The sequence below is a fragment of the Caldicellulosiruptor kronotskyensis 2002 genome (assembly GCF_000166775.1).
GTDB lineage: Bacteria > Bacillota > Thermoanaerobacteria > Caldicellulosiruptorales > Caldicellulosiruptoraceae > Caldicellulosiruptor > Caldicellulosiruptor kronotskyensis.
Map to the genome: position 1 here is coordinate 1,071,431 of NC_014720.1, position 24,293 is coordinate 1,095,723.

A 24,293-nucleotide genomic window follows, 5' to 3' on the forward strand; every position below is an offset into this window, starting at 1 on the left:
TTAGCTTCCCCCATTGTTGCAAATATTGCTTTGTTCAGAAAATTGGCTTTTATCTTCTGCTGATTTGAGAGCAAACAAAAATCCCAAAAACAGCCAGAAATATGTTGTCATCATTGGAACTTCAAAAATGTTTTCAACCACGTTATGCATCAAGACTGTTGCAAGACCAATGAGCACTCCGCTTGCTATATTCTTAAGTTCTTTTGAGCGCAGATGTTTTACAGTTCTTGCAGCGAATAAAAGTCCTATTATGAATAAAAATATCATAATACCCACTCCAGTAATTCCCATTTCAACAGCACTTTTAAGGTAAAAATTATCAACATAAAACGCATTGGCTATATTTCTCTTTGCAACCGCACCGCCAAATCTTCCAAATCCAACACCAAAAAGAGGATGCTGCATCAAAATTTCGTATGCTTTTGTCCAGCGTGCAATTCTTCCTGCCCTTGCGCTACTTTTTGCATACTCAGAGCTGAGCATATAAAGTATCCTCATCACTATTGAAGGTGCCAAAATAGGGACTGATATAAAGATGGCAAACAGAATTCCCAAAACTTTTTTATCTATGAAAAAACCAAAAAGAAGCATTGAAAACAAAAATGCAAGCCATGCTCCTCTTGAAAATGTAAACCCAAGGCAGGCAATCATTGAAATTAATACAACCGAATAATAAATTCTCTTTTTAATATTCTTCTCATAAAGGACGTAAGGAAGAACAAAAGGTATTGACATTGCCAAAAGACTTCCAAGGACATTTGGACTTCCTATAATTGAAAATACCCTTGTTCTTATATACGTTTCTCTACTGCTATCAATCCAGCTTGAAGGTATTTCAACACCAATAATATACTGGTATATGCCGTAGATGGATATTATAAACATCATCAGGATAAATATTGTAATAATCCTTTCAAATTGCCTTGCGTCTTTTAAAAGCCACAGTCCTACGAAAAACCATAAAGCGTACTCTGCATATACTCTAAATCCTTCTATTGCTATTCTCATATCAGGCGAATTTTTAAACAGTAAAAACACACAGACAAGAAAAAAAATCAGAATGTATACATCTAAAGGGGAAACTCTCAAACTTGATTGATTTTTTATAATTGACTTTAATAAGAACGCAAAGACAATTATCAAAAATAGCGCTTCATCCCACACAGAAGCAAAACCGCTTAAAATAGAAAGTTTTCTGAAAAGAAAATCCACAAAAGCATAAAGTACAACACCATATATCAACTTAGATGGGTCTTCTAACATTATCAGCACAAGCAAAAACAGACCAAGTACAAGTATACCTAACTTTACAGAAATTAAACTGCTTGCAATTCCCAGCACAAATATCAAAAAAGAGGTGATATATAAAGATTTCTTTTCCACCATCCTATTTCACCTTTCAACAATTCTATTTTCAAGCAAAAATATCTTTGAAGAATCTGATAATTATACTTTCTTTTGAAAACTTTTTCTTTATATCTTGAAAGCTGAAAAAATTTAAAAGTAGCAAGATTGCCCATAAAGATAAACTATTTATTGAGAGTATACCTTTTACAATTTTTCCAGCTATAAAGCCAGTGTAGAAGATAAAAGCGTAAAGAATGCAGAAAAAAACAGGTTTTTCTTTCATAAATCTTATCTGTTCACGGACAACATAAACCAAAAAACTGTGTGACCACAGACTTTTTGAGAATAGCAGCCTCCGATGCATAATATTAATAATTTGGTTATAAAAGTTCAAAAGAACCCTTAAAATAAGGGATTGTTGTATGTAGTCTTCTTTTGGCTTTTTTCTAACAAGTTCAAAAACTGCTGAGTATCTTGAAAAATAAAATAGCTTGGAAACAAGCTCATATATTCTGCTCTCCTTCAAATATCTTGCTAATAACATAGCTAATTTATAGAAATAACTTTCTTTAATCATGTTTCCACCAGCCTTATTCTTTCACAATTTTCACTCCAGTAACAACTCCAACAAGTTCTGTAGTTCTTGTCTTTACATAAAATGTCTTTCCAACTCTGACTGTTTGCTTGTCAAGCTTTATTGTTGCCCCTTGCAAAGTTACATAGCCATAGATAGTAAGATAGACATCTTTCTTGTATGGATGGGTTGCGACAACAATTTTGCCGTCTGATGATGTTCTTTCATATATTCCATCTTTTATTTGAATGTCTTGAATGTATGATTTTGTCAAAGTGTCGCCAGTTACCAAATAATCCTTTTTGTGAAGAGACTGAGCCATAGCAGGGTCAACAAGAGGAATTTTTACATTGATGATTGCTTCACCCGGCTTAATTTCCACAAATTCATTCTGTGGAGTGTTTTCGGATGATTTCGTATGTGAGGAAATCTTTGCAAACCCTACCCATGCAATTGCAACAATCAACACTATCAAAATGAGGTCAACAATATTAATGATGCCAAATAGTTTTCCCTTTTGGTCCACTATTTTCATATTTGTTTCTCCCTCCACCACAATAGTTTATCAAGACCATAGTATTACAAATTATTTAGCTTGGTCAAGAGATTTTAGAATTTTTTGTTGACTGGACTGCCAGAAATATTGTATCTTAAGATTTGTAAAAAGAGTTTCAAAAAAATTACTAAGGGACTGGGATAAAGATGATAGATATAATTTGTTTTTCAACAACACCATGGGATCCTATACCAACACGTAAACAACAGATAATGAAAAGAATGCCACAAAACTGTAGAATATTTTATTTAGACCCACCTGTGACCTTGATAGGTCCATTAAAAGACCCTAGTTTGAGACCTTACCTAACAAGATTTAGAAAGTCTCCAAAAAGAATAAAGGAGAACCTTTTTGTATTTGCTCTGCCACCAATTATTCCTTTTTATAACAAGAAAAGGTCCATCAATAAGTTCAATCAAAAAATGATAGCAAATTTTGTGAAAGAAGTTATCTATCAAAACTTTGATTTAAAGTCACCTATAATATGGACCTACATGCCAAACACTGTTGATCTTCTTGAACATCTTTCTTACAGTTTTTTAGTTTACGACTGTATAGACAAACATTCAGAGTTTCAAGGGTTTATTGACAAGGCTTTGGTTGAGAGCATGGAAGATGAGCTTGCTCAAAAGAGTAATGTAGTTTTTACAACAACCCATGGATTATATAATAAACTTAAGCCATTAAATCCTCACACATATCTTGTGCCAAACGGTGCTGAGTTTGAACACTTTAATAAAGCTTCAAATAAACTGCCTGTACCCGATAAGATGAATAATATACCCCGTCCTATCTTTGGCTTTGTAGGTGTTATCCACACATGGATAGACACTCAGCTTATAGAATATTTAGCAAAAGAAAAAAGAGAGTGGTCTTTTGTTTTGATAGGACCTGTTGGTGCTGGTGTAAGCGTAGATAATTTAAAGAAACTGAGCAATGTTTATTTACTTGGAAGGATTGATAACAAGGATTTGCCGCAGTATGTATCTCAATTTGATGTTTGCTTAAACTTATTCAGAACAAACAAGCTCTCAGAGAATGTAAGCCCGCTAAAATTTTATGAATATTTGGCAACAGGAAAACCAATTGTTTCAACTTCAATGCCCCAAGTAGAAGAATTCTCTGATGTTGTTTATATTGGTAAAAGCTATGAAGATATTCTTGCAAAGTGCAGTCAAGCTCTGCAAGAGGCACAAAATCCTGATATTGAAAAGATAGAAAAAAGAATAAAGTATGCAAAGCAAACCTCATGGGATAGCAGAGTAACTCAAATTATTGATATACTAAAGAGGGAAGGGATAGCTATTGAATAATGTATGTGTAATTGGCCTTGGATATGTTGGTCTTCCTCTTGCTCTTTCGTTTGCAATGAAAGGTTTCAAAGTCTTTGGTGTTGATAGCAATGAAAAATTGATTGAGGAGCTTAAAAAGGGAGAGACTCACCATTTAGAAAGTTACAATGGAAAGACTATACAGGAGATTTTAAAGGAGCAGCTTGAAAATGGAAACTTTATTCCCATGGTAAATTACAAGCTGGCACTTGAAGATGTAAATGATGTAATAGTAACGGTTCCAATACCTGTTTACGGTGGAAAACCTTACTTTGATTATCTCATTTCGTGTGCAAAAGAGATAAGCAAAAACTTGAGAAAAAATCAGCTGATACTTTTGCGTTCAACCGTTGTTCCAGGTACAACAAGAAATATATTTTTACCAATATTAGAAGAGAGTGGTTTGAAATGTGGAGAGGACTTTTATTTAGCCTATGCTTCAGAGAGAATTGCAGAGGGGAAGGCTTTTGAAGAATTTGAAAATATGCCTACTGCTTTGGCGGGATTTTGTGAAAATAGCGTAAGAAGAGCTGTTGATTTGATTAAGGTGATTTGCAAGGAAGAAATAATTGTTGCATCTTCGTTTGAAGTTGTTGAGACAGCAAAGGTGATTGAGAATCTGCAAAGAGATATAAATATTGCGATGGTAAACGAGTTTGAGAGATTTACAAAGGCAATGAATCTTGATATATTTGAGGTGATAAAGGTTGCAAACACTCACAAAAGAGTAAATCTCTTGTATCCTGGGCCTGGGGTTGGAGGATTTTGCATCCCTAATGCATTTTATTACTTAGATGCAAAGGCACAGGAGCTGGGTATTGAGCTTAAACTTTCTAAAACCGCAAGAATGTTCAATGAAGGCATTCCTAATTATATTTCCGACCTTGTTATGAAAACTATTGAAAAATATAATTGTGATAAAAAGATTGCAGTACTTGGCATTGCGATGAAAGATTATTCTTCTGATGACAGGCTCAGCCCTGCCATTGAAATAATTAAGATCTTAAAAGATCGAGGTGTTGAGGTTAAAGCGTTTGACCCTGCGGTAAAAACCAAATATGATTTTAAAGTTGAGAGTTTGCAAGAGGCTTTGAAAGATGTACAGCTTGTTTTGATTTTGGCAAAGCAGCACGGGATAGAATTTGAAAAAATTTTTGAGTATATTTCTCCTTATAAGGCAATTATTATTGACACCCGAAATGTGTTTTCTTACAATGATGCAAAAGAAAAAGGATTTGTGTTGGAAAAGATATAAAGAAAAAGAGGTCATGGCAACTTGCCACGACCTCTTTTTTTGGATATAGACCTTCAAAATAAAATTTGGGGGGTTTTGCAGATATGATTATATAAAAATTTTTGCAAAAAAACAATATTGTCTTGTTATTAATATTAACCTGTGCTATAATATTGTCGGCTTTGTAAAAAAGCAGAGTCGGAAATCTTCGGTGGAAGGCATAAAAAGCCTTCTTATTATCCGGCTCGAAGAAAAACCGAATTGAGGGAGGTAAGACAAATGCCAGTTTTAACAATGAAACAGCTTCTTGAAGCAGGTGTGCATTTCGGTCATCAGACACGCAGATGGAATCCCAAGATGGCTGAATACATCTTTACTGAAAGAAATGGAATTTATATCATTGACCTTCAGAAGACAGTAAAGAAAATGGACGAGGCTTATGAGTTTGTAAAGTCTCAGGTAGCAGAAGGTAAGATTGTACTCTTTGTTGGGACAAAGAAACAAGCTCAAGAGACAATCAAAGAAGAAGCTGAAAGATGTGGAATGTTTTACATCAATCAGCGATGGCTTGGAGGACTTTTGACAAACTTCAGAACAATCAAGACAAGAATTGAGAGGTTAAAAGAGTTACAGCGAATGGAAGAAGACGGAACATTCGAAGTTCTGCCAAAGAAAGAAGTAAATCTCTTGAGAAAAGAAAAAGAAAGACTTTTGAAATATCTTGGTGGAATTCAAAATATGCCACGCATTCCTGATATCCTGTATATTGTTGACCCAAGAAAAGAAAGAAATGCTGTGCTTGAGGCAAGAAAACTTGGGATTCCAATAGTTGCGATTGTCGATACAAACTGTGACCCTGACGAGATTGACTACGTAATTCCTGGAAATGATGATGCAATCCGTGCTGTAAAGCTCATCACATCCAAGATTGCAGATGCTGTGATTGAAGGAAGAGAAGGTGAGCAGTTTACACCTGCTACAGCTACTTCTCAAGAAGCTGACAAAGAGGTAGAACAAGCGGAAATAACAATTGATGATGGCATAGAGGAAGAGTAATATGTTTTTTATCAAACAATTGTAGGAGGGATTTTTTATGATTACTGCTGAGATGGTAAAAGAGCTCAGAGAAAAAACTGGTGCTGGTATGATGGACTGTAAAAAAGCTTTGGAAGATGCAGGCGGCGATATGGACAAGGCAATAGAACTTTTGAGAGAAAGAGGCCTTGCAAAGGCTGCAAAGAAGGCTTCACGTGTTGCGGCAGAAGGGATTGTTGAAAGCTATATCCATGGAAATGGCAGAATTGGTGTTTTGGTTGAGATAAATTGCGAGACAGACTTTGTTGCAAGAAATGAAGAATTTAGACAATTTGCAAAGGATATTGCTATGCAGATTGCAGCAGCAAATCCAAAATATGTTTCAAGAGAAGAGGTACCTCTTGATGTAATTGAAAAAGAAAAGGCAATTTTAAGACAGCAGGCTTTGAATGAAGGAAAGCCGGAAAATGTTGTTGACAGGATTGTTGAGGGTAGGCTTGAGAAGTTCTTTGAAGAGGTTTGCTTACTTGAGCAACCTTGGATTAAAAACCCTGATATGAAGATAAAAGACTTGCTCACAGAAAAAATTGCAAAAATTGGTGAAAATATTGTTATAAGAAGATTTGCAAGATTTGAAAGAGGAGAAGGAATTGAAAAGGCTGCTTCTTGTTAAAATTTTAAATATGGCAGAGGAAGGGAACACTATTTTATTGAAAAGTGGTGTTCCCTTTTTTTGAGCAAAAACTCTTGATATAAGTGTATCTTTGTTTGTAAAATATTATCGTAAAGAAGGAGAAGATAAAAATGGTTAAGCCAAAATACAAAAGGGTAATATTAAAATTAAGTGGTGAAGCTTTGGGCGGTGAAAAGGGCTTTGGAATTGACTGGCAGGTTGTTGAAACCATCTGTGAAGAGATTGAAAAGGTAAGGGAGCTTGGAGTGGAAGTTGCTATTGTGGTCGGTGGCGGCAACTTCTTCAGAGGAAGAAGTGCTGAACATATAGACAGAGCAACAGCCGACTATATGGGAATGCTTGCAACTGTTATTAATTCACTTGCACTTCAGAGCATTCTTGAAAAAAGAGGCATTCCGACAAGAGTCCAGAGCGCAATCGAGATGAGACAGATTGCAGAGCCGTACATCCGACGCAGAGCAATTCGCCACTTGGAAAAGGGCAGGGTTGTGATTTTCGCATGTGGCACAGGCAATCCTTTCTTCTCAACAGACACTGCAGCAGCTTTGCGTGCTGCTGAGATTGATGCAGAGGCAATCCTTCTTGCAAAAAAAGTAGACGGTGTCTATGACAGTGACCCGAAGAAAAATCCAAATGCTAAAAAGTATGACTTTATAACTTACTTAGATGTCATCAATCAGCGACTTGAGGTTATGGACTCAACAGCAACATCTATGTGCATGGACAATGAAATTCCTATTTTGGTGTTTGAACTTGCAAAAGGAAATATTCTCAAGGCTGTTATGGGCGAGAACATAGGAACAATTGTAAATGTAAAGGAGGCAAAGTAAAATGGCAGAACCTATTCAGGTTGCAGAGGAGAAGATGAAAAAGGCAATTGAGACTTTGAAAGAGGAGTTTGCCACAATCAGGGCAGGAAGAGCAAATCCTCATATTCTGGACAAGGTGATGGTGGACTATTATGGTGTTCCAACTCCCATTCCTCAGGTTGCAAGCATAACTGTTCCCGAAGCGAGAATGATTGTTATCCAGCCATGGGAAGCAAGGATGCTCAAAGAAATTGAAAAAGCTATTCAAAAATCTGACCTTGGAGTAAATCCAACAAATGACGGAAAGGTTATAAGACTTATTTTCCCTGAACTCACAGAAGAAAGAAGAAAAGAACTTGTAAAACAGGTCAAAAAGATGGCTGAAGATGCAAAGGTGGCAATTAGAAACATAAGAAGAGAGGCACTTGATGAATACAAAAAGATGAAAAAGAACAATGAGATTACAGAAGATGACCTCAAAGACGCCGAAGAGGATGTCCAGAAACTTCACGACAAATACATAGAGCAGATTGAGAAGCTTTTGAGTGCAAAGGAAAAGGAGATTATGGAAGTATAAGATTTTTACACCAGTTAAGATTAAGGTTTTGGCGGGGGTGGCAACCCCGTTATTTTTTTAATTCAAAAAAAGGAGAATGAAACAAATGTTTGAATTTTTAAAAAGAAAAAAAATTAAAATAGATAAAGAAAAGATGCCACAGCACATTGCAATCATTATGGATGGAAATGGCAGATGGGCAAAAAAAAGAGGGCTTCCACGTTCAGCGGGGCACAGGTTTGGTGCGCAGAAGCTAAAAGAGATAGTCCTTTTTGCCGATGAGATAGGACTAAAGTACCTTACAGTTTACGCTTTTTCAACCGAGAATTGGAAAAGACCTAAAGAGGAAGTTGACAATCTTATGAACCTTTTGAGAGAATTCTTTGATACAGAGATAGAAAACCTCATACACAAGACCCAGATAAGAATCAGGGTTATAGGAGATATTTCAAAGCTTGATAAAGATATTCAAGAGAGAATTGTAAGTGCTGAAGAAAGAACAAAAGACAAAAAAGGACTTTGTGTTGTTATAGCTCTCAATTATGGGGCAAGACAGGAGATAATAAATGCGGTAAAAAATTTGGCTTTGGACATAAAGAGTGGTAAAATTGATATCGAAGATGTTGATGAGAACCTCTTTAAAAAGTACCTTTACACGAAGGATATCCCTGACCCTGACCTTTTGATAAGACCAAGCGGAGAGATGAGGGTTTCAAACTTTCTTTTGTGGCAGATATCATATACAGAATTTTGGTTTTCAAATGTCCTTTGGCCAGACTTCAAAAAGGATCACCTTTTAAAAGCTATCGAAGACTATCAAAAGAGAGAAAGAAGATTTGGCGGTGTTAAATAGCCTTTTTGGAGGAAAAATGATGAAACAAAGGATAATCACTGCTATCTGGGGAATAGCGTTAGTGGCTTTAGCAAATTTTCTTGGAGGAATTTGGCTGAAGATTTTTGGTGCTCTTGTTACAGGGGTTGCTTTGTATGAATTTTTCAATTTGTTTAGAATAGAAAGATATATGCTGTATTTGAGCATAGCATTAAGCTTATTTGTTATTTGTAGTAATTATAGTATTAACAATAAAATATTGTTTTTATTTATACTCCTTTTTCTACTTGCTTTAATAGAAAGCTTTAAAAACAGGATAGCTTCACAGAACATAATTTATGTGTTATTTTCTTTTATTTACATAGTTTTTCCCATTTTATTTTTGATACTGCTTAGAGAATATGGAAATGGGGAAAAACTGATATGGATTCCATACCTTGTATGTTGGCTTTCAGACACTTTTGCGTATTTTATTGGTCTTGCATTTGGTAAAAGAAGAATATGGTCAAATATTAGTCCTAAGAAAAGTTTGGAAGGTTTTTTTGGAGCAATGGTTGGAGGTATATTTGCTGTCTGGTTTTATCAGTTTGGACTTTCAGGCAAAAATTTTGATTTATCAACTATGGTTATAAGTACAGCAGAAGGTATGATGCTATCTGTAGTTGCACACACAGGTGATTTGTTTGCTTCAATGCTAAAACGACAGCAGCAGAAAAAGGATTTTGGTTCTATTTTACCAGGACATGGCGGTGTGCTTGACAGGTTCGACAGTTTAATCATGGTTACACCAATAATCTATTTTCTTGCAAAATTTGGACTACTTTAATAATTGCTTTTAAGGGAGCGAAGTATATGACAAAGAGCATTTGCATCCTGGGGTCAACCGGGTCAATAGGTGTTCAAACAATAGATGTTGCAACAAAACTTGGGATTAAAGTTGTGGGACTTTCAGCATACAAAAATGTTGCTCTTTTGATTGAGCAGGCAAGAGAGCTTGATCCTGACATTTTATGTATTGGAGATGAGAAGTACTATACTTTATTAAAAGAGAATTTTCCTGATAAGATAGTTGTAACAGGTCAGGAAGGGCTAATTAGTGTTGCAACATATCCAGCAGCAGATTTGATTGTAAATGCACTTGTTGGTATATCTGGTTTGGTGCCGACAGTTGAGGCTATTTTGGCAGGTAAAAGAGTTGCTCTTGCCAACAAAGAGACGCTTGTGACAGGTGGAAAGATTATAAAAAGGATTCTTTCCCAAAAACAAGCAAAAGATTCTATCCCTGTTCTTATTCCTGTTGACTCAGAACACAGTGCTATTTTCCAGTGCCTTGTAGGTGAAGACAAAAAAAATATAAAAAAGATAATTCTCACAGCATCAGGAGGACCTTTTAGAGGCAAAAAACTCAAAGACTTACAAAGTGTCAATGTAGAAGATGTGCTGAAGCATCCTACGTGGAACATGGGTAGGAAAATCACGGTTGATTCAGCCACCCTGATAAACAAAGGCTTTGAAGTGATAGAAGCCATGTTTTTCTTTGATAAAAAATGTGATGATATTGATGTTGTTATACATCCTCAAAGTATTATTCATTCAATGGTTGAATTTATTGATGGGTCAGTAAAAGCACAGCTATCTTATCCTGATATGCGTCTTCCGATTGAATATGCGCTTACTTTTCCCGAAAGAGGCAAAGCAGTAGCTGCGCCACTTGACCTTGTAAGAGTAAAAAACCTTACATTTGAAGAGCCTGATTTTGATACATTCTTTTTGCTCAAAATTGCATATGAGTGTGCAAAAAAAGGAGAAAGTTACCCGATTGTGCTCAATGCTGCCAATGAAGAGGCTGTAAAATATTTCTTGGAAGGGAAAATTGGCTTTGTTGATATTATGAAGTATGTAGCTAAAAATATTGAAAGTCACAGGGGGCAAAAAGTGGAATCCATTCAGGACGTTTTGGAAATTGATACGGAGACAAGGCAAAAGTTTAAAAATCTTGTGGAAGGTGAGAAAAGCTAATGAATCTTATACTGGCTTTAATTGTGCTGACAATAGTGATACTTGTTCATGAATTTGGACATTTTATTGTATGTAAACTTTCAGGTGTACTTGTTGAAGAATTTGCCATTGGTTTTGGTCCCAAACTCTTTAGCATCAAAGGCAAAGAGACAGAATATTCTGTGAGGGCATTTTTGATAGGAGGGTATGTAAAGCCTCTTGGTGAAGACCAGGATGTTGACCACCCACGAGCACTCAATAACGCAAAGGTTCACAAAAGAATTTTGATGGTTTTGATGGGACCTGTTATGAACTTTGTTCTTGCCATAATAATCATGATAGGAATTGGTTATTTTATTGGTTTTGGAACCAACACCATTGGTAGGGTGGAGCCAAACATGCCTGCATATGAGGCTGGGATAAGAAGTGGTGACAGGATTGTTGCGCTTGACAAAAATAGAGTTTATGTCTGGGACCAGGTAAGCTTTTATTTGGCTGTTCACAATATGCTCTACAAAGACAGAGAAGTTAAGATAAAAGTTTTAAGAGATGGCAAACAATATACTTTCAGGGTAATGCCTAAGTATGACCCGAATACAAAAACAAAGCGAATAGGCGTTTCGTCAAAGATATCACGTAAAAATTTATTTGATAGCATCTATTATGGAATATTTGGGACATATGCTGAGATAAAAGAGACTATATACAGTGTTGTGCTGATGATAACAGGAAAAGTTTCTGGTTCTGAGATTATGGGACCTGTTGGTATGGTGAAAACAATTGGAGAGGCTGCGAATGCCGGATTTAAACAGAGCGTGCTCAGTGGTCTTTTGAATATTCTGTGGCTTATGCAGCTGATTTCAGTGAACTTGGGTGTTATAAATCTCATCCCATTTCCTGCTTTAGATGGCAGCAGGCTTGTGTTTTATTTGTACGAAGCTGTGGCAAGAAAACCTTTTAATAGAGAAAAAGAAGCACTGATTCACACAATTGGTTTTGTACTTCTTCTGTTTTTGCTGGTGATAGTTACCTTTAATGATATAAAGAACATTATAATGCCTGGAAGGTGAAATTGTTGACGAAAAAGATTAAAATAGGCAATCTTTATATTGGTGGCGGTGAGCCAATTAGAATTCAGTCAATGACAAATACAAAGACAAAGGATGTTGAGGCTACAGTTGAGCAGATACTTAGCCTTGAGAGTTTGGGATGCGACATCATAAGAGTTGCTGTCCCTGATTTAGATAGTGCTAAGGCCATAAGTAAAATAAAGTCAAGAATCCACATTCCACTTGTTGCTGACATTCATTTTGACTATAAGCTCGCGCTTGAAGCTATATACAATGGCGCTGATAAGATTAGAATAAATCCTGGGAACATTGGAGATGAAAGAAAAGTCCAAGAAATAGCTAAAGAGGCCAAAAGATATGGGATTGCCGTCAGAGTCGGTGCAAATTCAGGTTCGCTCCCAAAGGATATTTTGCAAAAATACAAATCTCCTGTACCAGAGGCTATTGTGGAGGCTGCAATTTATCAGGTAAAACTTCTTGAAAAGTTTGACTTTGACAATATTGTTGTGTCTGTCAAATCTTCAAATGTTTTAACTACTATTAGGAGCTATGAGATACTATCCCAAAACCTAAACTATCCTCTTCATGTTGGTCTTACCGAAGCAGGAACTTTTGTTGCAGGAACTGTTAAGTCCAGTATTGCAATTGGCTATCTTCTTATGAAGGGTATTGGTGATACAATAAGAGTTTCTCTTACAGATAGTCCAGAGAAAGAGGTTATTGTGGCAAAAGAGATTTTAAAAAGTTTAAATCTCAGAAAAGGTGTTAAGATAGTATCATGTCCTACCTGTGCAAGATGTAATGTTGACCTTTTAAAGATTGCAGATGAGGTTGAAAAGAGATTACAAAATTTGGACTTGGACATTACAGTCGCAATAATGGGCTGTGCAGTAAACGGTCCTGGTGAGGCAAAAGAAGCTGATGTAGGTGTGGCATGTGGAGTTGGTGAAGGACTTCTGTTTAAGAAAGGCAAGATTTTAAGGAAAGTGAAAGAGAATGAGATTGTAGATGAGCTTGTAAAGGAAATCTATTCTCTTTCTTAATTTTTCGATGAGGTGAAAATATGAGTAAGAAGGTGGTTTGTCTTATTCCTGCTTACAACGAAGAAAAGAGAATAGGTGCTGTGCTTAGTGTTGTAAAAAAGTGTGAACTTGTAGATGAGATTTTTGTAATTGACGATGGTTCTGTAGATAAAACAGCTGAAGTAGCAGCAAAAAATTGTGTGAGTGTCTTAAGACTTGAAAAAAACAGGGGAAAGAGCTATGCTATTTTTTACGGTGTTGAAAATACACAAGGTGATATAATATTGATGCTTGATGCAGACCTTGTAAATCTTAAAGTTGAGGATGTTGAAAATTTAATTAGACCTTTGCTTGAAGACCATGCTGACATGACAATTGGAATCTTCTCTGATGGCAGATTTTCAACCGACCTTGCCCAGAAGATTTCGCCTTTTTTGTCAGGCCAGAGAGGAGTAAAAAGATGGGTTTTTGAAAAAATTTTAGAGTCGCGTAAGGATATAAAAGATTTAGGGTATGCAATAGAGATTATATTAACTGAGTATGCTAAAAAGTTTAACTTAAGAGTATTGACAGTACCGCTACCAAAGGTTTCGCATGTGATGAAAGAAGAAAAACTGGGTTTTATAAAAGGTGCTCAGCACCGGATGAAGATGTATTCAGATATAATAAAAGGTTATGTCAATCTCAAAAAAAGTAGGGATGGGCAATGAGCGAGACTCTATTTTTGCCAGTAAAGCCTGTCAAGATTGAGTTTGATAAATCAAGTAAGGACCTTAAAGTTTATGTGGAAAGCCTTGATAGTCTTCAAGGTACAGACCTTATTGGCATTGAACAAAGGTTTAAGTCTCTTTTAGAAAGTTGCAGGGATGTTGAGATAAAACTTTTCAAAACCAGAAACCTGACGTTGGAAGAACTTTTGAAGAAATATAGATGGTTTTTATTTTATAAGATTTCAAAAAGATGTAACGGTCTTAGTCATTTTTTGAGAGAATGTGAGATTGTGCCAAGTTCAAACGGCTTAGATTTTCTGGTTCCAAATGGTATAAGAGATATCCTTTTTGAAAGAAAGGTAGATGTACTTGTAAAGCAAATACTGTCTGAAGAGTTCGGAATAGTATGCGACGTGGATTTTAAGATTAAAGACTTTTTTATCCAGTTTGACACAGACCAAGAAGTAGAAAAATATCTAATGTTTTTCGAGGAAAAGAAAGAAGAAACTGAGAAAATTACAACTGAAAAGAGTGGGGTTGAGACAGACCCGACCATTATATTTGGCAAAAAGATAGATGAAAAGAAAGAGGTAATTCCTATTTCTCTTATCAAAGTTGGTACTGATTGTGTGATTGAAGGTGAAATTTTTAATCTTGAGATAAAAGAGACTAAAAACCAGAATGTGCTCATATACAAGCTTTACATCACAGACTATTTAAATTCAACCTTTGTAAAAATTGTTGCCAAGAAAGATAAAATTCCTACTTCAATTTCTGTTGGAGATTATGTTAAGGTTGAAGGCAGGGTAGAATTTGACGATTTTGAAAAAGCGGTTGTGGTGAATGCTAAAAACATAAACAAAAGTCAAAAACCTCAGCGACTTGATACAAGCAATAACAAGAGAGTAGAACTTCATGCTCATACTAAAATGTCAGCTATGGATGCTGTGTGCTCTGCAGAAGAATTAATAAAATTGGCAGCTTCAATGGGACACCGAGCAGTTGCAATAACAGACCATGGAGTTGTTCAAGCGTTTCCAGAAGCACAAGAGGCAAGTAAAAATTGTAATATTAAAGTAATATATGGGATGGAATGTTATCTTATTGATGATGGTGCGCCAGTTGTTTACAATCCTAAGGAAGGACAAGGATTTGACTCTACCTTTGTGGTTGTTGACATTGAAACAACAGGGTTTGACAGTCAAAGAGATAAAATAATAGAAATTGGTGCTGTGAAAATAGAAAACGGTCAAATAATAGAGAGATTTTCTACATTTGTTGACCCCGAAGGCAAAATCCCTGTTAGGATCTCAGAGCTAACAGGCATATACCAAGATATGGTTGATAAAGCCCCAAAGCTGAATGATGCCATTTTGGAGTTTGAAAAGTTTGCGAGCGGAAGTATTCTTGTTGCACATAATGCTCAATTTGACATTGGATTTTTGAAAAAGGCGTATCATGAATGTGGAATTATATTCGACTATACATATATCGATACGCTGGAACTTTCAAGAAGGCTTTTGACAGACCTTTCTTCTCATAAGTTAAACAAAGTTGCAGAGTTTTTAAATGTAGAGTTAAAACATCATCACAGAGCTGATTCTGACGCAGAAACAACAGCTGGTATCTTTACCTCTCTTTTAGAAAAGTTAAAATTAAGAGGATACAAATGGTTAAAAGAACTTAATTCAATTGAGTCAAACACAAAAGCAGACCTCAAATCTCACAGCTATCATGCAACCATACTTGTAAAAAATCAACAGGGTTTAAAAAATCTCTACAAACTGGTATCATATTCTCATTTAGAATACTTCTACAAAAGGCCAAGGATACCCAAAAGTCTTTTGATACAATTAAAAGATGGACTTTTGATAGGAAGTGCATGTGAGTCTGGTGAAATTTTCAGGGCCTTTTTGGAAGGAAAAAGTGAGGAAGAGATAGAAAAGATAGCAGCATTTTATGATTTCCTTGAGATAATGCCGGTTGAGAATAATTCTTTTTTGATTAGAGAAGGATATTTAAAAGATGAAGAAGATTTAAGAGAAATCAATAGGAAGATTTACAATCTTGGCAAAAAACTTGGCAAGCTTGTTGTTGCGACATCTGATGCGCACTATTGTCATCCACACCAAAGAATCTTGCGCCAGATTTTGAAACATAACCAAGGATACGATGATGTTGAAAATGACCCATTACTTTATTTCAGAACAACAGATGAGATGCTAAAAGAATTTGAATATCTTGGCAGTGATTCTTGTTATGAAGTTGTTGTAGAAAATACCAATAAGATTGCCGATATGATAGAAGATGTAAAACCAATACCCGATGAGACTTTTCCACCCAAGATTGAGGGCGCTGAGGAAGAAATATACAATATGACAATGAAGAAAGCTCACGAAATATATGGGGACCCTCTTCCGGAGATTGTAAGAGCACGGCTTGAAAAGGAACTGAATTCGATAATCAAGAATGGTTTTGCAGTAATGTATTTGATTGCTCAAAAGCTTGTGTCCAAATCTTTGTCAGACGGTTATCTTGTTGGTTCGCGAGGTTCTGTTGGTTCTTCTCTTGTTGCAACAATGTGTGGGATAACCGAGGTAAATCCGTTGCCCCCACATTATATTTGTCCAAACTGCAAGTATTCTGAATTTATAACAGATGGTTCTGTTGGATGTGGTTATGACTTGGAAGACAAAAACTGTCCACGCTGTGGGGAGAAACTTAAAAAAGATGGGCACGACATTCCGTTTGAGACCTTCTTGGGATTTGATGGTGACAAAGAACCTGATATTGACCTTAACTTTTCTGGTGATTATCAGCCAATTGCGCACAAGTTTACAGAAGAACTTTTTGGACAAGGTTATGTTTTCAGAGCTGGTACAATCTCAACAGTTGCTGAAAAGACTGCGCACGGGTTTGTGACAAAATATGCTGAGGAAAAAGGTTTGAATCTTCATCCTGCAGAGGTTTTAAGACTTTCTCAGGGCTGCACAGGAGTAAAAAGAACAACAGGCCAGCACCCTGGGGGACTTATGATTGTTCCAAGAGACAAAGAAATATTTGATTTCACACCTATTCAGCATCCAGCAGATAGCACTGACAAAAGTGTTATTACAACGCACTTTGATTATCATGCAATATCAGGAAGACTTTTAAAACTTGATATTCTTGGACACGATGACCCGACTGTTATAAGAATGCTCCAGGACTTAACAGGAGTTGACCCGCGCTCAATACCACTTGACGATAAGGCTACCATGTCAATTTTTACAAGCACAGAAGCTCTTGGAATTTCTCCTGAGGACATAGATTGTGAAGTAGGGACTTTCGGTATACCTGAGTTTGGGACAAGGTTTGTAAGACAGATGTTAATTGAGACAAAACCAAAGACGTTTGCTGAGCTTGTTCGTATTTCAGGTCTTTCGCACGGTACAAATGTGTGGACAAACAATGCTCAGGATTTAGTAAGAAATGGAATTGCAACGCTCAAAGAGGTAATTTCTACAAGGGACGATATTATGTTATATTTAATTCAAAAGGGTGTTCCACCAAAAGACAGTTTCAGAATCATGGAAGATGTTAGAAAAGGTAAAGGACTAAAACCGGAGGATGAGCAACTTCTAAGAGCTCACAATGTTCCAGACTGGTATATAGAGAGTTGTAAAAAGATAACCTACATGTTTCCAAAAGCACATGCTGCAGCTTATGTAATGATGGCGTTCAGGATTGCTTATTTCAAGGTACATTATAAGGAGGCATTCTATGCAACATATTTTACAGTCAGAGCAGACGATTTTGATTATGCAACAATCCTCAAGGGAAGAGACGCTATAAGGCAAAAGATAAGAGATTTGGAAAACAGGATAAGTAGTCTTTCTCAGAAAGACAAAAACCTTCTGACAGTGCTTGAGATTGCAAATGAGATGTTAGCACGGGGTTTAAAGTTTTACCCTGTTGATTTGAACGAGTCTGATGCTGAGAAGTTCATTATAAAAGATGGAGGGCTTTTAATACCCTTTAATGCTCTGCCAAATGTTGGGGTGGCAGCTGCAAAAAGCATTGTGGAGGCGCGCAAAGAAGGAAGATTTTTGTCTGTGGATGACCTTATAAGACGTGCAAAGCTAAACAAGCAGGTTATAGAGATTTTGACTCAGTATAAAGTGTTAAAAGACTTGCCACAGACAAGTCAGCTAAGCTTTTTCTAAAAATTTATTATCAGGAAAGGGAAAAAAGACATGAAGGGTGTTATAATCTCAAATGGCAAGATTGCAGACAAGTCATTTTATGATGAACATATGAAAGATGCTGATTTTATAATTTGCTGTGACGGTGGAGCAAACGTAGCATACAAATATGGTTTTGTGCCAAACTTGATAATAGGCGATTTTGACTCTGTAGATAAAAAAGTTTTGGAATATTTTAAAACTAATGGTATAAAAATAATAGAATTTCCTTGTGAAAAGGATAAAACAGATACACAGATTGCCATTGAGTATTTAGCTGAGAATGGGTTTGACGAGGTGGTAATGCTTTCTTGCACTGGCAAAAGACTTGACCATGTTCTTGCAAACATAAGTCTTTTGTATTATTTGCTTGAGCACGACATAAAGGGCGCAATAGTAGATGAAAATAACATAATCATGATGACAAGAAACAAAATAAAAATTCATGGGAAAAAAGGACACTTGCTTTCTTTACTTCCATACACACAAACTGTAAGTGGTATTTGTACCAAAGGTTTGTATTATCCTTTAGAAGATGGTATGATGGAGTTTGGAAATCCTTATGGTGTGTCAAATGTTATTATTGAAGATGAAGCAATTGTTGAGGTAAAAGATGGGGTATTGTTGGTAATATTATCAAGTGATTAAATTCGATAAAAGTAATCATACTAATGAGTAGATGCTCCATCAAAAAGGGGGTCAAAACTTATGCTCGGATTTATAATGACCCTGATTGTTGCGGCAATTGCAGGATATATAGGCGATGCGCTGACCAAGTATAAAATGCCAGGCGGATTTATTGGAGCTATGATTGCTGGACTTGTCGGGTCTTGGATTGGAGCATATATTCCGTTTTTCAGGAAACTTGGTCCTGTGATTGCTGGTATTCCTATTATTCCAACCATCCTCGGTGCGGCAATATTTATATTTGTGCTGGGACTTTTCAGAAAAGGTGCCGAAGAGGCAACCAAACAACAGCAATAGTAAAATTTGGCTGATAAGGAAAGGCTCCTTATCAGCCTTTGTTTTTGGTAAGATAGTTTAGACATGTTATCTAAAAGGTTTTTGAAAAGTTTGTTTAAAAAATCAATAGTTTTTAATCGCAAATAATTGTATAGTCTATATTAGAAGAAGATTTATTACAAGTTTATATACAATACTGTGTAGGAGGTAAAAGAAAAGTGGCAAGTGTAAGATTAAAAGGTGTTTACAAGAGATATCCTGGTGGTGTTACAGCTGTTTCTGACTTTAACTTAGATATTGAGGACAAGGAATTCATAGTTTTGGTAGGACCATCTGGTTGTGGTAAGACAACAACACTGAGAATGATAGCAGGTCTTGAAGAGGTAACAGAAGGCGAAATCTACATAGGGGACAAGCTGGTAAACGACGTTCCACCAAAGGATAGAGACATTGCAATGGTTTTCCAGAACTATGCTCTGTATCCTCACATGACAGTTTTTGAGAATATGGCATTTGGTCTCAAGCTCAGAAAGTTTCCAAAAGATGAGATAAAAAGACGTGTACATGAAGCAGCTAAGATTTTGGGAATTGAGCACCTGCTTGACAGAAAACCAAAGGCTCTGTCCGGTGGTCAGAGACAGAGAGTGGCTTTAGGTCGTGCCATTGTGAGAGAACCAAAGGTATTCCTCATGGATGAGCCTCTTTCAAACTTGGACGCAAAGCTCAGAGTCCAGATGAGAGCAGAGCTATCTAAACTTCACAAGAGACTTGGAACAACATTCATCTACGTTACACACGACCAAACAGAAGCTATGACAATGGGTACAAGAATTGTTGTTATGAAAGATGGATTTATCCAGCAGGTAGACACACCACAGGTTCTGTATGAGCAACCTGCAAACCTGTTTGTTGCAGGTTTCATTGGTTCGCCACAGATGAACTTCATTGAATCAAGAATTGAGCAAAAGGATAAGAACTTATATGTTGTATTTGGAAACAACGCAATAAAACTCCCAGAAGGAAAGGCAAAGAAAGTTGAAGAACTCGGCTATGTTGGGAAGGAAGTTATAATGGGTATTAGACCAGAAGATTTGCACGATGAAGAGATATTCCTGCAGACAGCTCAGGATGCTGTTGTTGATGCAGATGTTGATGTTGTTGAGATGCTTGGTTCTGAAACACTTTTATATGTTGTTGTTGATGGTCTTAACCTCATTGCGAGAGTTGATCCAAGGTCAAAGGCAAAAAGTGGCGACAAGATCAAACTTGCGTTTGACGTTAACAGAATTCACCTGTTTGATAAAGAAACAGAGAAGGCTATTGTTCACTAAGATTAAAATTAAGCCCTTGCCATGTGGGAAAGTGTGGCAGGGGCTTTTTGTTTTCAAAAACCTTTTACAACTTCAGAGAAAAAAAGTATAATAGAGTTATAAAATACTATTGAGAAAAGGGTGAGGTATTGCGTTATGATGACACAGAAGGTTATTGATGTTTTAGAGCAGGCAAAAGACATCATCGACGATGAATTTGGATATATTGAAGCTGATGGTAGAGTTATCTACAGCTCAAATCCACTTTCTCAAAACAGGATAAACACAGTTGCAATTGACATGATAAAAACTGATACAGACCTTGAGATATTTGAAGGTCGCACATACAAGGTTTACAGAAGCCAGACAGATACCTATGTTCTTTATATAAACAACACAGAACCTCATGCTGAAAAGCTTTTGGATATGTTAAACCTTGTTGTGATGAAAGCAAAAGAGCCAGCATCTGCGTATGATAAAAAGTTGTTTATAAAAAATCTTTTGTATGACAACATCCTACCAGGTGAAATCTACACAAAGGCAAGAGAACTTCACATTGCAACAGGTGCAACAAGGGTTGTGTTTGCTATCTATATTCCAAATGCAAAAGAGATTAAAGATGTGAATATCGGTGAGATTTTGACAAGCATATTCCCAAAGAGCACAAAAGATTTTATTATCCAGCTTGACAACAATATTCTGGTATTCATAAAAGAGTTAAAACCAGGTTCAAATGATGAGGATGCATACAAGGTTGCAAGGATTATACTTGACACACTCAACTCAGAACTTTTGCTCAAGGCATATATTGGAATTGGCTCTGTTGTCGATGACATAAAAGAACTTTCAATGTCTTATAAGGAGGCAGAAGCAGCGCTCAAAATAGGCTACATCTTTGAAAAGGACAAGTATATTGTGAGCTATCACAAGCTCGGCCTTGGAAGACTTATATATCAGATGCCGACAAAACTTTGTGAGATGTTCTTGGAAGAGGTCTTCAAGGATGTAAAACTTTCTGATTTTGACCCAGAACTCATACAGACTGTTGAGATGTTCTTTGAATGCAACTTGAACGTCTCAGAGACAGCAAGACAGCTTTATATTCACAGAAATACCTTGGTTTACAGACTTGACAAGATAGAAAGAATGATAGGGCTTGACCTTAGAAAGTTCGAAGATGCTATTATCTTCAAAATGGCTATGCTTGTAAATCAGTATTTAGAGTATACAAAAGGTAACATTACATTTTAAAAAACATTGTAGGTGACAAAGGATGGTAAAGTTTATAAATGTGAGCAAAAGGTATCCAAATGGGGTGCTTGCGCTCACAAATATCAATTTGACCATTGAAAAAGGCGAGTTTGTATTTTTGGTTGGTTCAAGCGGGGCAGGAAAATCTACAATTGTAAAGCTTCTTTTGAAAGAGATTGACCCAACTGAAGGAGAGATTATTGTTGGAGAGTACAAGCTCACACAGCTTCCAAAAAGGGAGATACCATATTACAGAAGAAAGATTGGAATAGTATTTCAGGATTTTAGACTTCTTCCCAACAAAACTGTATATGAAAATGTGGAGTTTGCTATGCAAATAACAGGAGCACCTGCAAAAATCATCAGAAGACAGGTTCCTTATGTTCTTTCATTGGTAGGGCTTGCGCACAAGGCAAAATGTTACCCGCACGAGCTTTCAGGCGGTGAACAGCAGCGGGTTGCCTTGGCGCGAGCAATTGTAAACAAGCCCAACTTGCTTGTAGCTGATGAGCCAACAGGTAACTTAGACCCTGATACATCATGGGAGATAATGAGGCTTTTAGAAGATATTAACAAGAGAGGAACAACTGTGCTTGTTGCAACACATGCTAAAGAGATTGTTGATAGCATGAGAAAAAGGGTTGTGGCGATTGACTGTGGCAGAATTGTAAAAGATCAGCATAGAGGAGTTTACAGCTATGAGTCTTCAGACAATCAAGTACTTTTGCAAAGATGGATTTAAAAACATTTTTTTAAATAAGACCATGGCTGCTGCTTCTATTTCTATAGTGGTGGCAGCCTTAACTGTGGTTGGGATATTTATTGCAATCGGGATTAATCTGGAGTATATCTCACAGCAGATAGAAAAGACGGTTGATATAAGGGTGATACTACAAAAAGGTCAGGAAGAAAAAGTGGTTGTGATTGAGGAGTATTTGAGGAAAAATGCTTTGGTTCGAGAGTTTAAATACATAAGTCCACAGATGGCTCTTCAAGATTTGAAAAATAAGCTTGGTAAAAATGCGTTTTTGCTTGAAGGACTTGAAAAAGACAATCCTCTGCGGGGATACTTTGTAGTAAAGCCTGTAAAGATTGAATACACTAAAAAACTTGCCGAAGAATTAGAAACCTTAGATGGTGTTGCTCAGGTTTATTTTCCTTCTGAGACGGTGGAAAAGCTTAAAAGGATTTTGAAGATAATAAATCTTTTTTGCATACTTTTAATTTTGGGTCTTTATATAGTTGCTATATTTATAATTGCCAATACTATCAAAATAACCCTCTTTGCAAGGCGAAGAGAAATCTCAATTATGAGATATATTGGTGCAACTAACAGGTTTATAAGCGGACCTTTTGTGGTTGAAGGATTTATTATAGGCATTTTAGGTTCGATTTTAGCATATGCCATTGTTCTGTTATTTTATCACTATGCAATAAGGTACCTTTCACAAACTATTACCTTTGTTGATTTTGTCAACATTTCTATTTACAAGTACAAAATATTAGGAGTGTTTATACTTACAGGAAGCATGGTAGGCATACTGGGAAGCTTAATTTCTCTAAGAAGGTACTTAAAAGCCTGAAAATCAAGCCTCTTTTGTCTTTTGTAAAAGAGGGGGTTTGGCTGTTGAAAAATAAACTAAAAATTTTCTCTATTTTGCTTGTATTTGTTATTTTTTTTGAAACTGCTGTATCAAGTACCTTAAAAGAGTATCAAAGCAAGCTAAAGTCTATTGAAAAGAGCAAGCAAAAGACACAGCAGAAGATAGTAGAAGTTAAAAAACAGCAAAAGCAGGTCTTATTACAAATAGATAATCTTGACAAAAAGATTGATAATGTAGAAGGAAAAATAAGAAATTTAAAAGCAAACATTGCATCTGTTGAAAACAAGATTTTGCAGACAGAGGCTGAACTTAATGAAGAAGAAAAAAGGAAAGAAATGTATTATGAAAAGTTTAAAGATAGAATAAGATGTATTTATGAGCTAAATACTGTCTCTGTATCGTATATTGAAATGCTACTTGACTCTCAAAACCTTTCAGATTTTTTTACAAGAATGTATCTTTTTAACGATATAATTGAATATGATAAGCAAATACTAAATGAGTACACAAAGAGCATTGAGACTATCAAAAATAAGAAAGAAGAACTTGTACTGCTAAAGGAAGACTTGAGTAGAGAAAAGAGGGAGCTTGAAAACTACCAAGCTTCTCTTTTGGCGGAGCAAAATGAAAAGAAAAAACTTTTGTTGGAACTTGAAAAAGAGCAAGATAAATTGGAAAAGATGCTTGATGAACTTGAAGAGATTTCAAATGAGCTTTCCAAGAAAATAAAGGAGATTTTGGCAAGACAGAAGACAAAACGCATATATAAAGGTGGCAAGCTCTTGTGGCCGCTTGAGGGGTATTATGGGATAACATCATATTTTGGTATGAGATTTCATCCAATTTTGAAGAAAAACAAAATGCACACAGGGATAGACATTGCAGCACCATATGGAGCAAGTGTTTTAGCAGCAGCAGACGGTGATGTGATTTTAGCCGGATGGGTGTCTGGTTATGGTAAGACTATCATTATAGATAATGGTAGTGGTATTTCAACTTTATATGCTCATCTTTCTACAATAAAAGTCTCAATAGGGCAGAAGGTGAAAAAAGGTGAGACTATAGGTTATGTTGGAGCTACGGGATATGCCACCGGGCCTCACCTTCATTTTGAAGTTAGAATAAACGGCGATGTTACTGATCCGCTTAATTTCCTAAGATAAGGAGCTGAAAA

22 protein-coding genes are annotated in these 24,293 nt (G+C 36.3%); 20 read left to right on the plus strand and 2 right to left on the minus strand.

The features are described 5' to 3' along the window. On the minus strand, positions 1 to 1,386 hold the full coding sequence (locus tag CALKRO_RS04465; RefSeq protein ID WP_013429903.1) for an O-antigen ligase family protein: 1,386 nt from the start codon (positions 1,384 to 1,386) through the stop codon (positions 1 to 3). A 551-nt stretch (positions 1,387 to 1,937) separates the two neighbouring features. Continuing rightward, complete coding sequence (locus tag CALKRO_RS04475) at positions 1,938 to 2,456, minus strand: DUF4330 domain-containing protein (RefSeq protein WP_013429905.1); 519 nt, start codon at positions 2,454 to 2,456, stop codon at positions 1,938 to 1,940. A 167-nt stretch (positions 2,457 to 2,623) separates the two neighbouring features. On the opposite strand from CALKRO_RS04475, the gene CALKRO_RS04480 reads away from it, so the two are divergent. From CALKRO_RS04480 to CALKRO_RS04575, 20 genes are all read left to right on the plus strand, one after another. Next, positions 2,624 to 3,790 carry a glycosyltransferase gene (locus CALKRO_RS04480; RefSeq protein ID WP_013429906.1) on the plus strand — a complete coding sequence of 389 codons (1,167 nt, stop codon included), beginning with the start codon at positions 2,624 to 2,626 and terminating at the stop codon, positions 3,788 to 3,790. Beyond that, positions 3,783 to 5,063 carry a nucleotide sugar dehydrogenase gene (locus CALKRO_RS04485; protein ID WP_013429907.1) on the plus strand — a complete coding sequence of 427 codons (1,281 nt, stop codon included), beginning with the start codon at positions 3,783 to 3,785 and terminating at the stop codon, positions 5,061 to 5,063. The genes CALKRO_RS04480 and CALKRO_RS04485 overlap by 8 nt, the downstream gene beginning before the upstream one ends. Before the next feature lie 258 nt (positions 5,064 to 5,321). Next, positions 5,322 to 6,098 (plus strand): 30S ribosomal protein S2, encoded by a 777-nt coding sequence (gene rpsB / locus CALKRO_RS04490; protein WP_013429908.1) that lies wholly within the window; start codon positions 5,322 to 5,324, stop codon positions 6,096 to 6,098. A 37-nt stretch (positions 6,099 to 6,135) separates the two neighbouring features. Continuing rightward, positions 6,136 to 6,750 carry a translation elongation factor Ts gene (tsf, locus tag CALKRO_RS04495; RefSeq protein ID WP_013402854.1) on the plus strand — a complete coding sequence of 205 codons (615 nt, stop codon included), beginning with the start codon at positions 6,136 to 6,138 and terminating at the stop codon, positions 6,748 to 6,750. Between the two features lie 131 nt (positions 6,751 to 6,881). Next, the gene (gene pyrH / locus CALKRO_RS04500; protein ID WP_013402855.1) at positions 6,882 to 7,601 is read left to right on the plus strand and encodes a UMP kinase; all 720 of its coding nucleotides are present in this window, start codon (positions 6,882 to 6,884) and stop codon (positions 7,599 to 7,601) included. 1 nt (position 7,602) lies between these two features. After that, positions 7,603 to 8,157 carry a ribosome recycling factor gene (gene frr / locus CALKRO_RS04505; protein ID WP_013402856.1) on the plus strand — a complete coding sequence of 185 codons (555 nt, stop codon included), beginning with the start codon at positions 7,603 to 7,605 and terminating at the stop codon, positions 8,155 to 8,157. Positions 8,158 to 8,242: 85 nt separating this feature from the next. Continuing rightward, on the plus strand, positions 8,243 to 8,989 hold the full coding sequence (locus tag CALKRO_RS04510; protein WP_013429909.1) for an isoprenyl transferase: 747 nt from the start codon (positions 8,243 to 8,245) through the stop codon (positions 8,987 to 8,989). A 19-nt stretch (positions 8,990 to 9,008) separates the two neighbouring features. Beyond that, positions 9,009 to 9,794, plus strand: a complete 786-nt coding sequence (locus CALKRO_RS04515) for a phosphatidate cytidylyltransferase (RefSeq protein WP_013429910.1) — start codon at positions 9,009 to 9,011, stop codon at positions 9,792 to 9,794. A 26-nt stretch (positions 9,795 to 9,820) separates the two neighbouring features. Further along, positions 9,821 to 10,987: a 1-deoxy-D-xylulose-5-phosphate reductoisomerase gene (locus CALKRO_RS04520; RefSeq protein ID WP_013429911.1), complete on the plus strand. Its 1,167-nt coding sequence runs from the start codon at positions 9,821 to 9,823 to the stop codon at positions 10,985 to 10,987. After that, on the plus strand, positions 10,987 to 12,036 hold the full coding sequence (locus tag CALKRO_RS04525; RefSeq protein WP_013429912.1) for a M50 family metallopeptidase: 1,050 nt from the start codon (positions 10,987 to 10,989) through the stop codon (positions 12,034 to 12,036). The genes CALKRO_RS04520 and CALKRO_RS04525 overlap by 1 nt, the downstream gene beginning before the upstream one ends. Further along, complete coding sequence (ispG, locus tag CALKRO_RS04530) at positions 12,033 to 13,079, plus strand: flavodoxin-dependent (E)-4-hydroxy-3-methylbut-2-enyl-diphosphate synthase (protein WP_041741574.1); 1,047 nt, start codon at positions 12,033 to 12,035, stop codon at positions 13,077 to 13,079. The genes CALKRO_RS04525 and ispG overlap by 4 nt, the downstream gene beginning before the upstream one ends. 20 nt (positions 13,080 to 13,099) lie before the next feature. After that, positions 13,100 to 13,768, plus strand: a complete 669-nt coding sequence (locus CALKRO_RS04535) for a glycosyltransferase family 2 protein (protein WP_013429914.1) — start codon at positions 13,100 to 13,102, stop codon at positions 13,766 to 13,768. Beyond that, positions 13,765 to 17,973, plus strand: a complete 4,209-nt coding sequence (locus CALKRO_RS04540) for a PolC-type DNA polymerase III (protein ID WP_013429915.1) — start codon at positions 13,765 to 13,767, stop codon at positions 17,971 to 17,973. Before CALKRO_RS04535 ends, CALKRO_RS04540 begins: the two co-directional genes overlap by 4 nt. A 30-nt stretch (positions 17,974 to 18,003) precedes the next feature. Continuing rightward, positions 18,004 to 18,639 carry a thiamine diphosphokinase gene (locus CALKRO_RS04545; RefSeq protein ID WP_013429916.1) on the plus strand — a complete coding sequence of 212 codons (636 nt, stop codon included), beginning with the start codon at positions 18,004 to 18,006 and terminating at the stop codon, positions 18,637 to 18,639. 60 nt (positions 18,640 to 18,699) lie between these two features. Next, on the plus strand, positions 18,700 to 18,975 hold the full coding sequence (locus tag CALKRO_RS04550) for a GlsB/YeaQ/YmgE family stress response membrane protein (RefSeq protein ID WP_013290897.1): 276 nt from the start codon (positions 18,700 to 18,702) through the stop codon (positions 18,973 to 18,975). Positions 18,976 to 19,172: 197 nt separating this feature from the next. Beyond that, the gene (locus tag CALKRO_RS04555; RefSeq protein WP_013429917.1) at positions 19,173 to 20,285 is read left to right on the plus strand and encodes an ABC transporter ATP-binding protein; all 1,113 of its coding nucleotides are present in this window, start codon (positions 19,173 to 19,175) and stop codon (positions 20,283 to 20,285) included. A gap of 135 nt (positions 20,286 to 20,420) precedes the next feature. Beyond that, positions 20,421 to 21,515, plus strand: coding sequence for a PucR family transcriptional regulator (locus CALKRO_RS04560; RefSeq protein ID WP_013290895.1), 1,095 nt, complete (start codon positions 20,421 to 20,423; stop codon positions 21,513 to 21,515). 22 nt (positions 21,516 to 21,537) lie between these two features. After that, the gene (gene ftsE / locus CALKRO_RS04565) at positions 21,538 to 22,257 is read left to right on the plus strand and encodes a cell division ATP-binding protein FtsE (RefSeq protein ID WP_013429918.1); all 720 of its coding nucleotides are present in this window, start codon (positions 21,538 to 21,540) and stop codon (positions 22,255 to 22,257) included. After that, positions 22,214 to 23,098 (plus strand): permease-like cell division protein FtsX, encoded by an 885-nt coding sequence (ftsX, locus tag CALKRO_RS04570; RefSeq protein ID WP_013429919.1) that lies wholly within the window; start codon positions 22,214 to 22,216, stop codon positions 23,096 to 23,098. Before ftsE ends, ftsX begins: the two co-directional genes overlap by 44 nt. 44 nt (positions 23,099 to 23,142) lie before the next feature. Continuing rightward, positions 23,143 to 24,282, plus strand: a complete 1,140-nt coding sequence (locus CALKRO_RS04575) for a murein hydrolase activator EnvC family protein (RefSeq protein WP_013429920.1) — start codon at positions 23,143 to 23,145, stop codon at positions 24,280 to 24,282. Positions 24,283 to 24,293 lie beyond the last annotated feature (11 nt).

Coding starts and splice junctions, on each gene's coding strand:
- frr (WP_013402856.1), top strand. CDS start 7,603: ATGGCAGAACCTATTCAGGTTGCAGAGGAGAAGATGAAAAAGGCAATT.
- ftsE (WP_013429918.1), top strand. CDS start 21,538: ATGGTAAAGTTTATAAATGTGAGCAAAAGGTATCCAAATGGGGTGCTT.
- CALKRO_RS04465 (WP_013429903.1), bottom strand. CDS start 1,386: ATGGTGGAAAAGAAATCTTTATATATCACCTCTTTTTTGATATTTGTG.
- CALKRO_RS04525 (WP_013429912.1), top strand. CDS start 10,987: ATGAATCTTATACTGGCTTTAATTGTGCTGACAATAGTGATACTTGTT.
- CALKRO_RS04515 (WP_013429910.1), top strand. CDS start 9,009: ATGAAACAAAGGATAATCACTGCTATCTGGGGAATAGCGTTAGTGGCT.
- ftsX (WP_013429919.1), top strand. CDS start 22,214: ATGAGTCTTCAGACAATCAAGTACTTTTGCAAAGATGGATTTAAAAAC.
- pyrH (WP_013402855.1), top strand. CDS start 6,882: ATGGTTAAGCCAAAATACAAAAGGGTAATATTAAAATTAAGTGGTGAA.
- tsf (WP_013402854.1), top strand. CDS start 6,136: ATGATTACTGCTGAGATGGTAAAAGAGCTCAGAGAAAAAACTGGTGCT.
- CALKRO_RS04475 (WP_013429905.1), bottom strand. CDS start 2,456: ATGAAAATAGTGGACCAAAAGGGAAAACTATTTGGCATCATTAATATT.
- CALKRO_RS04535 (WP_013429914.1), top strand. CDS start 13,100: ATGAGTAAGAAGGTGGTTTGTCTTATTCCTGCTTACAACGAAGAAAAG.
- CALKRO_RS04560 (WP_013290895.1), top strand. CDS start 20,421: ATGATGACACAGAAGGTTATTGATGTTTTAGAGCAGGCAAAAGACATC.
- CALKRO_RS04545 (WP_013429916.1), top strand. CDS start 18,004: ATGAAGGGTGTTATAATCTCAAATGGCAAGATTGCAGACAAGTCATTT.
- CALKRO_RS04510 (WP_013429909.1), top strand. CDS start 8,243: ATGTTTGAATTTTTAAAAAGAAAAAAAATTAAAATAGATAAAGAAAAG.
- CALKRO_RS04540 (WP_013429915.1), top strand. CDS start 13,765: ATGAGCGAGACTCTATTTTTGCCAGTAAAGCCTGTCAAGATTGAGTTT.
- rpsB (WP_013429908.1), top strand. CDS start 5,322: ATGCCAGTTTTAACAATGAAACAGCTTCTTGAAGCAGGTGTGCATTTC.
- CALKRO_RS04480 (WP_013429906.1), top strand. CDS start 2,624: ATGATAGATATAATTTGTTTTTCAACAACACCATGGGATCCTATACCA.
- CALKRO_RS04520 (WP_013429911.1), top strand. CDS start 9,821: ATGACAAAGAGCATTTGCATCCTGGGGTCAACCGGGTCAATAGGTGTT.
- CALKRO_RS04550 (WP_013290897.1), top strand. CDS start 18,700: ATGCTCGGATTTATAATGACCCTGATTGTTGCGGCAATTGCAGGATAT.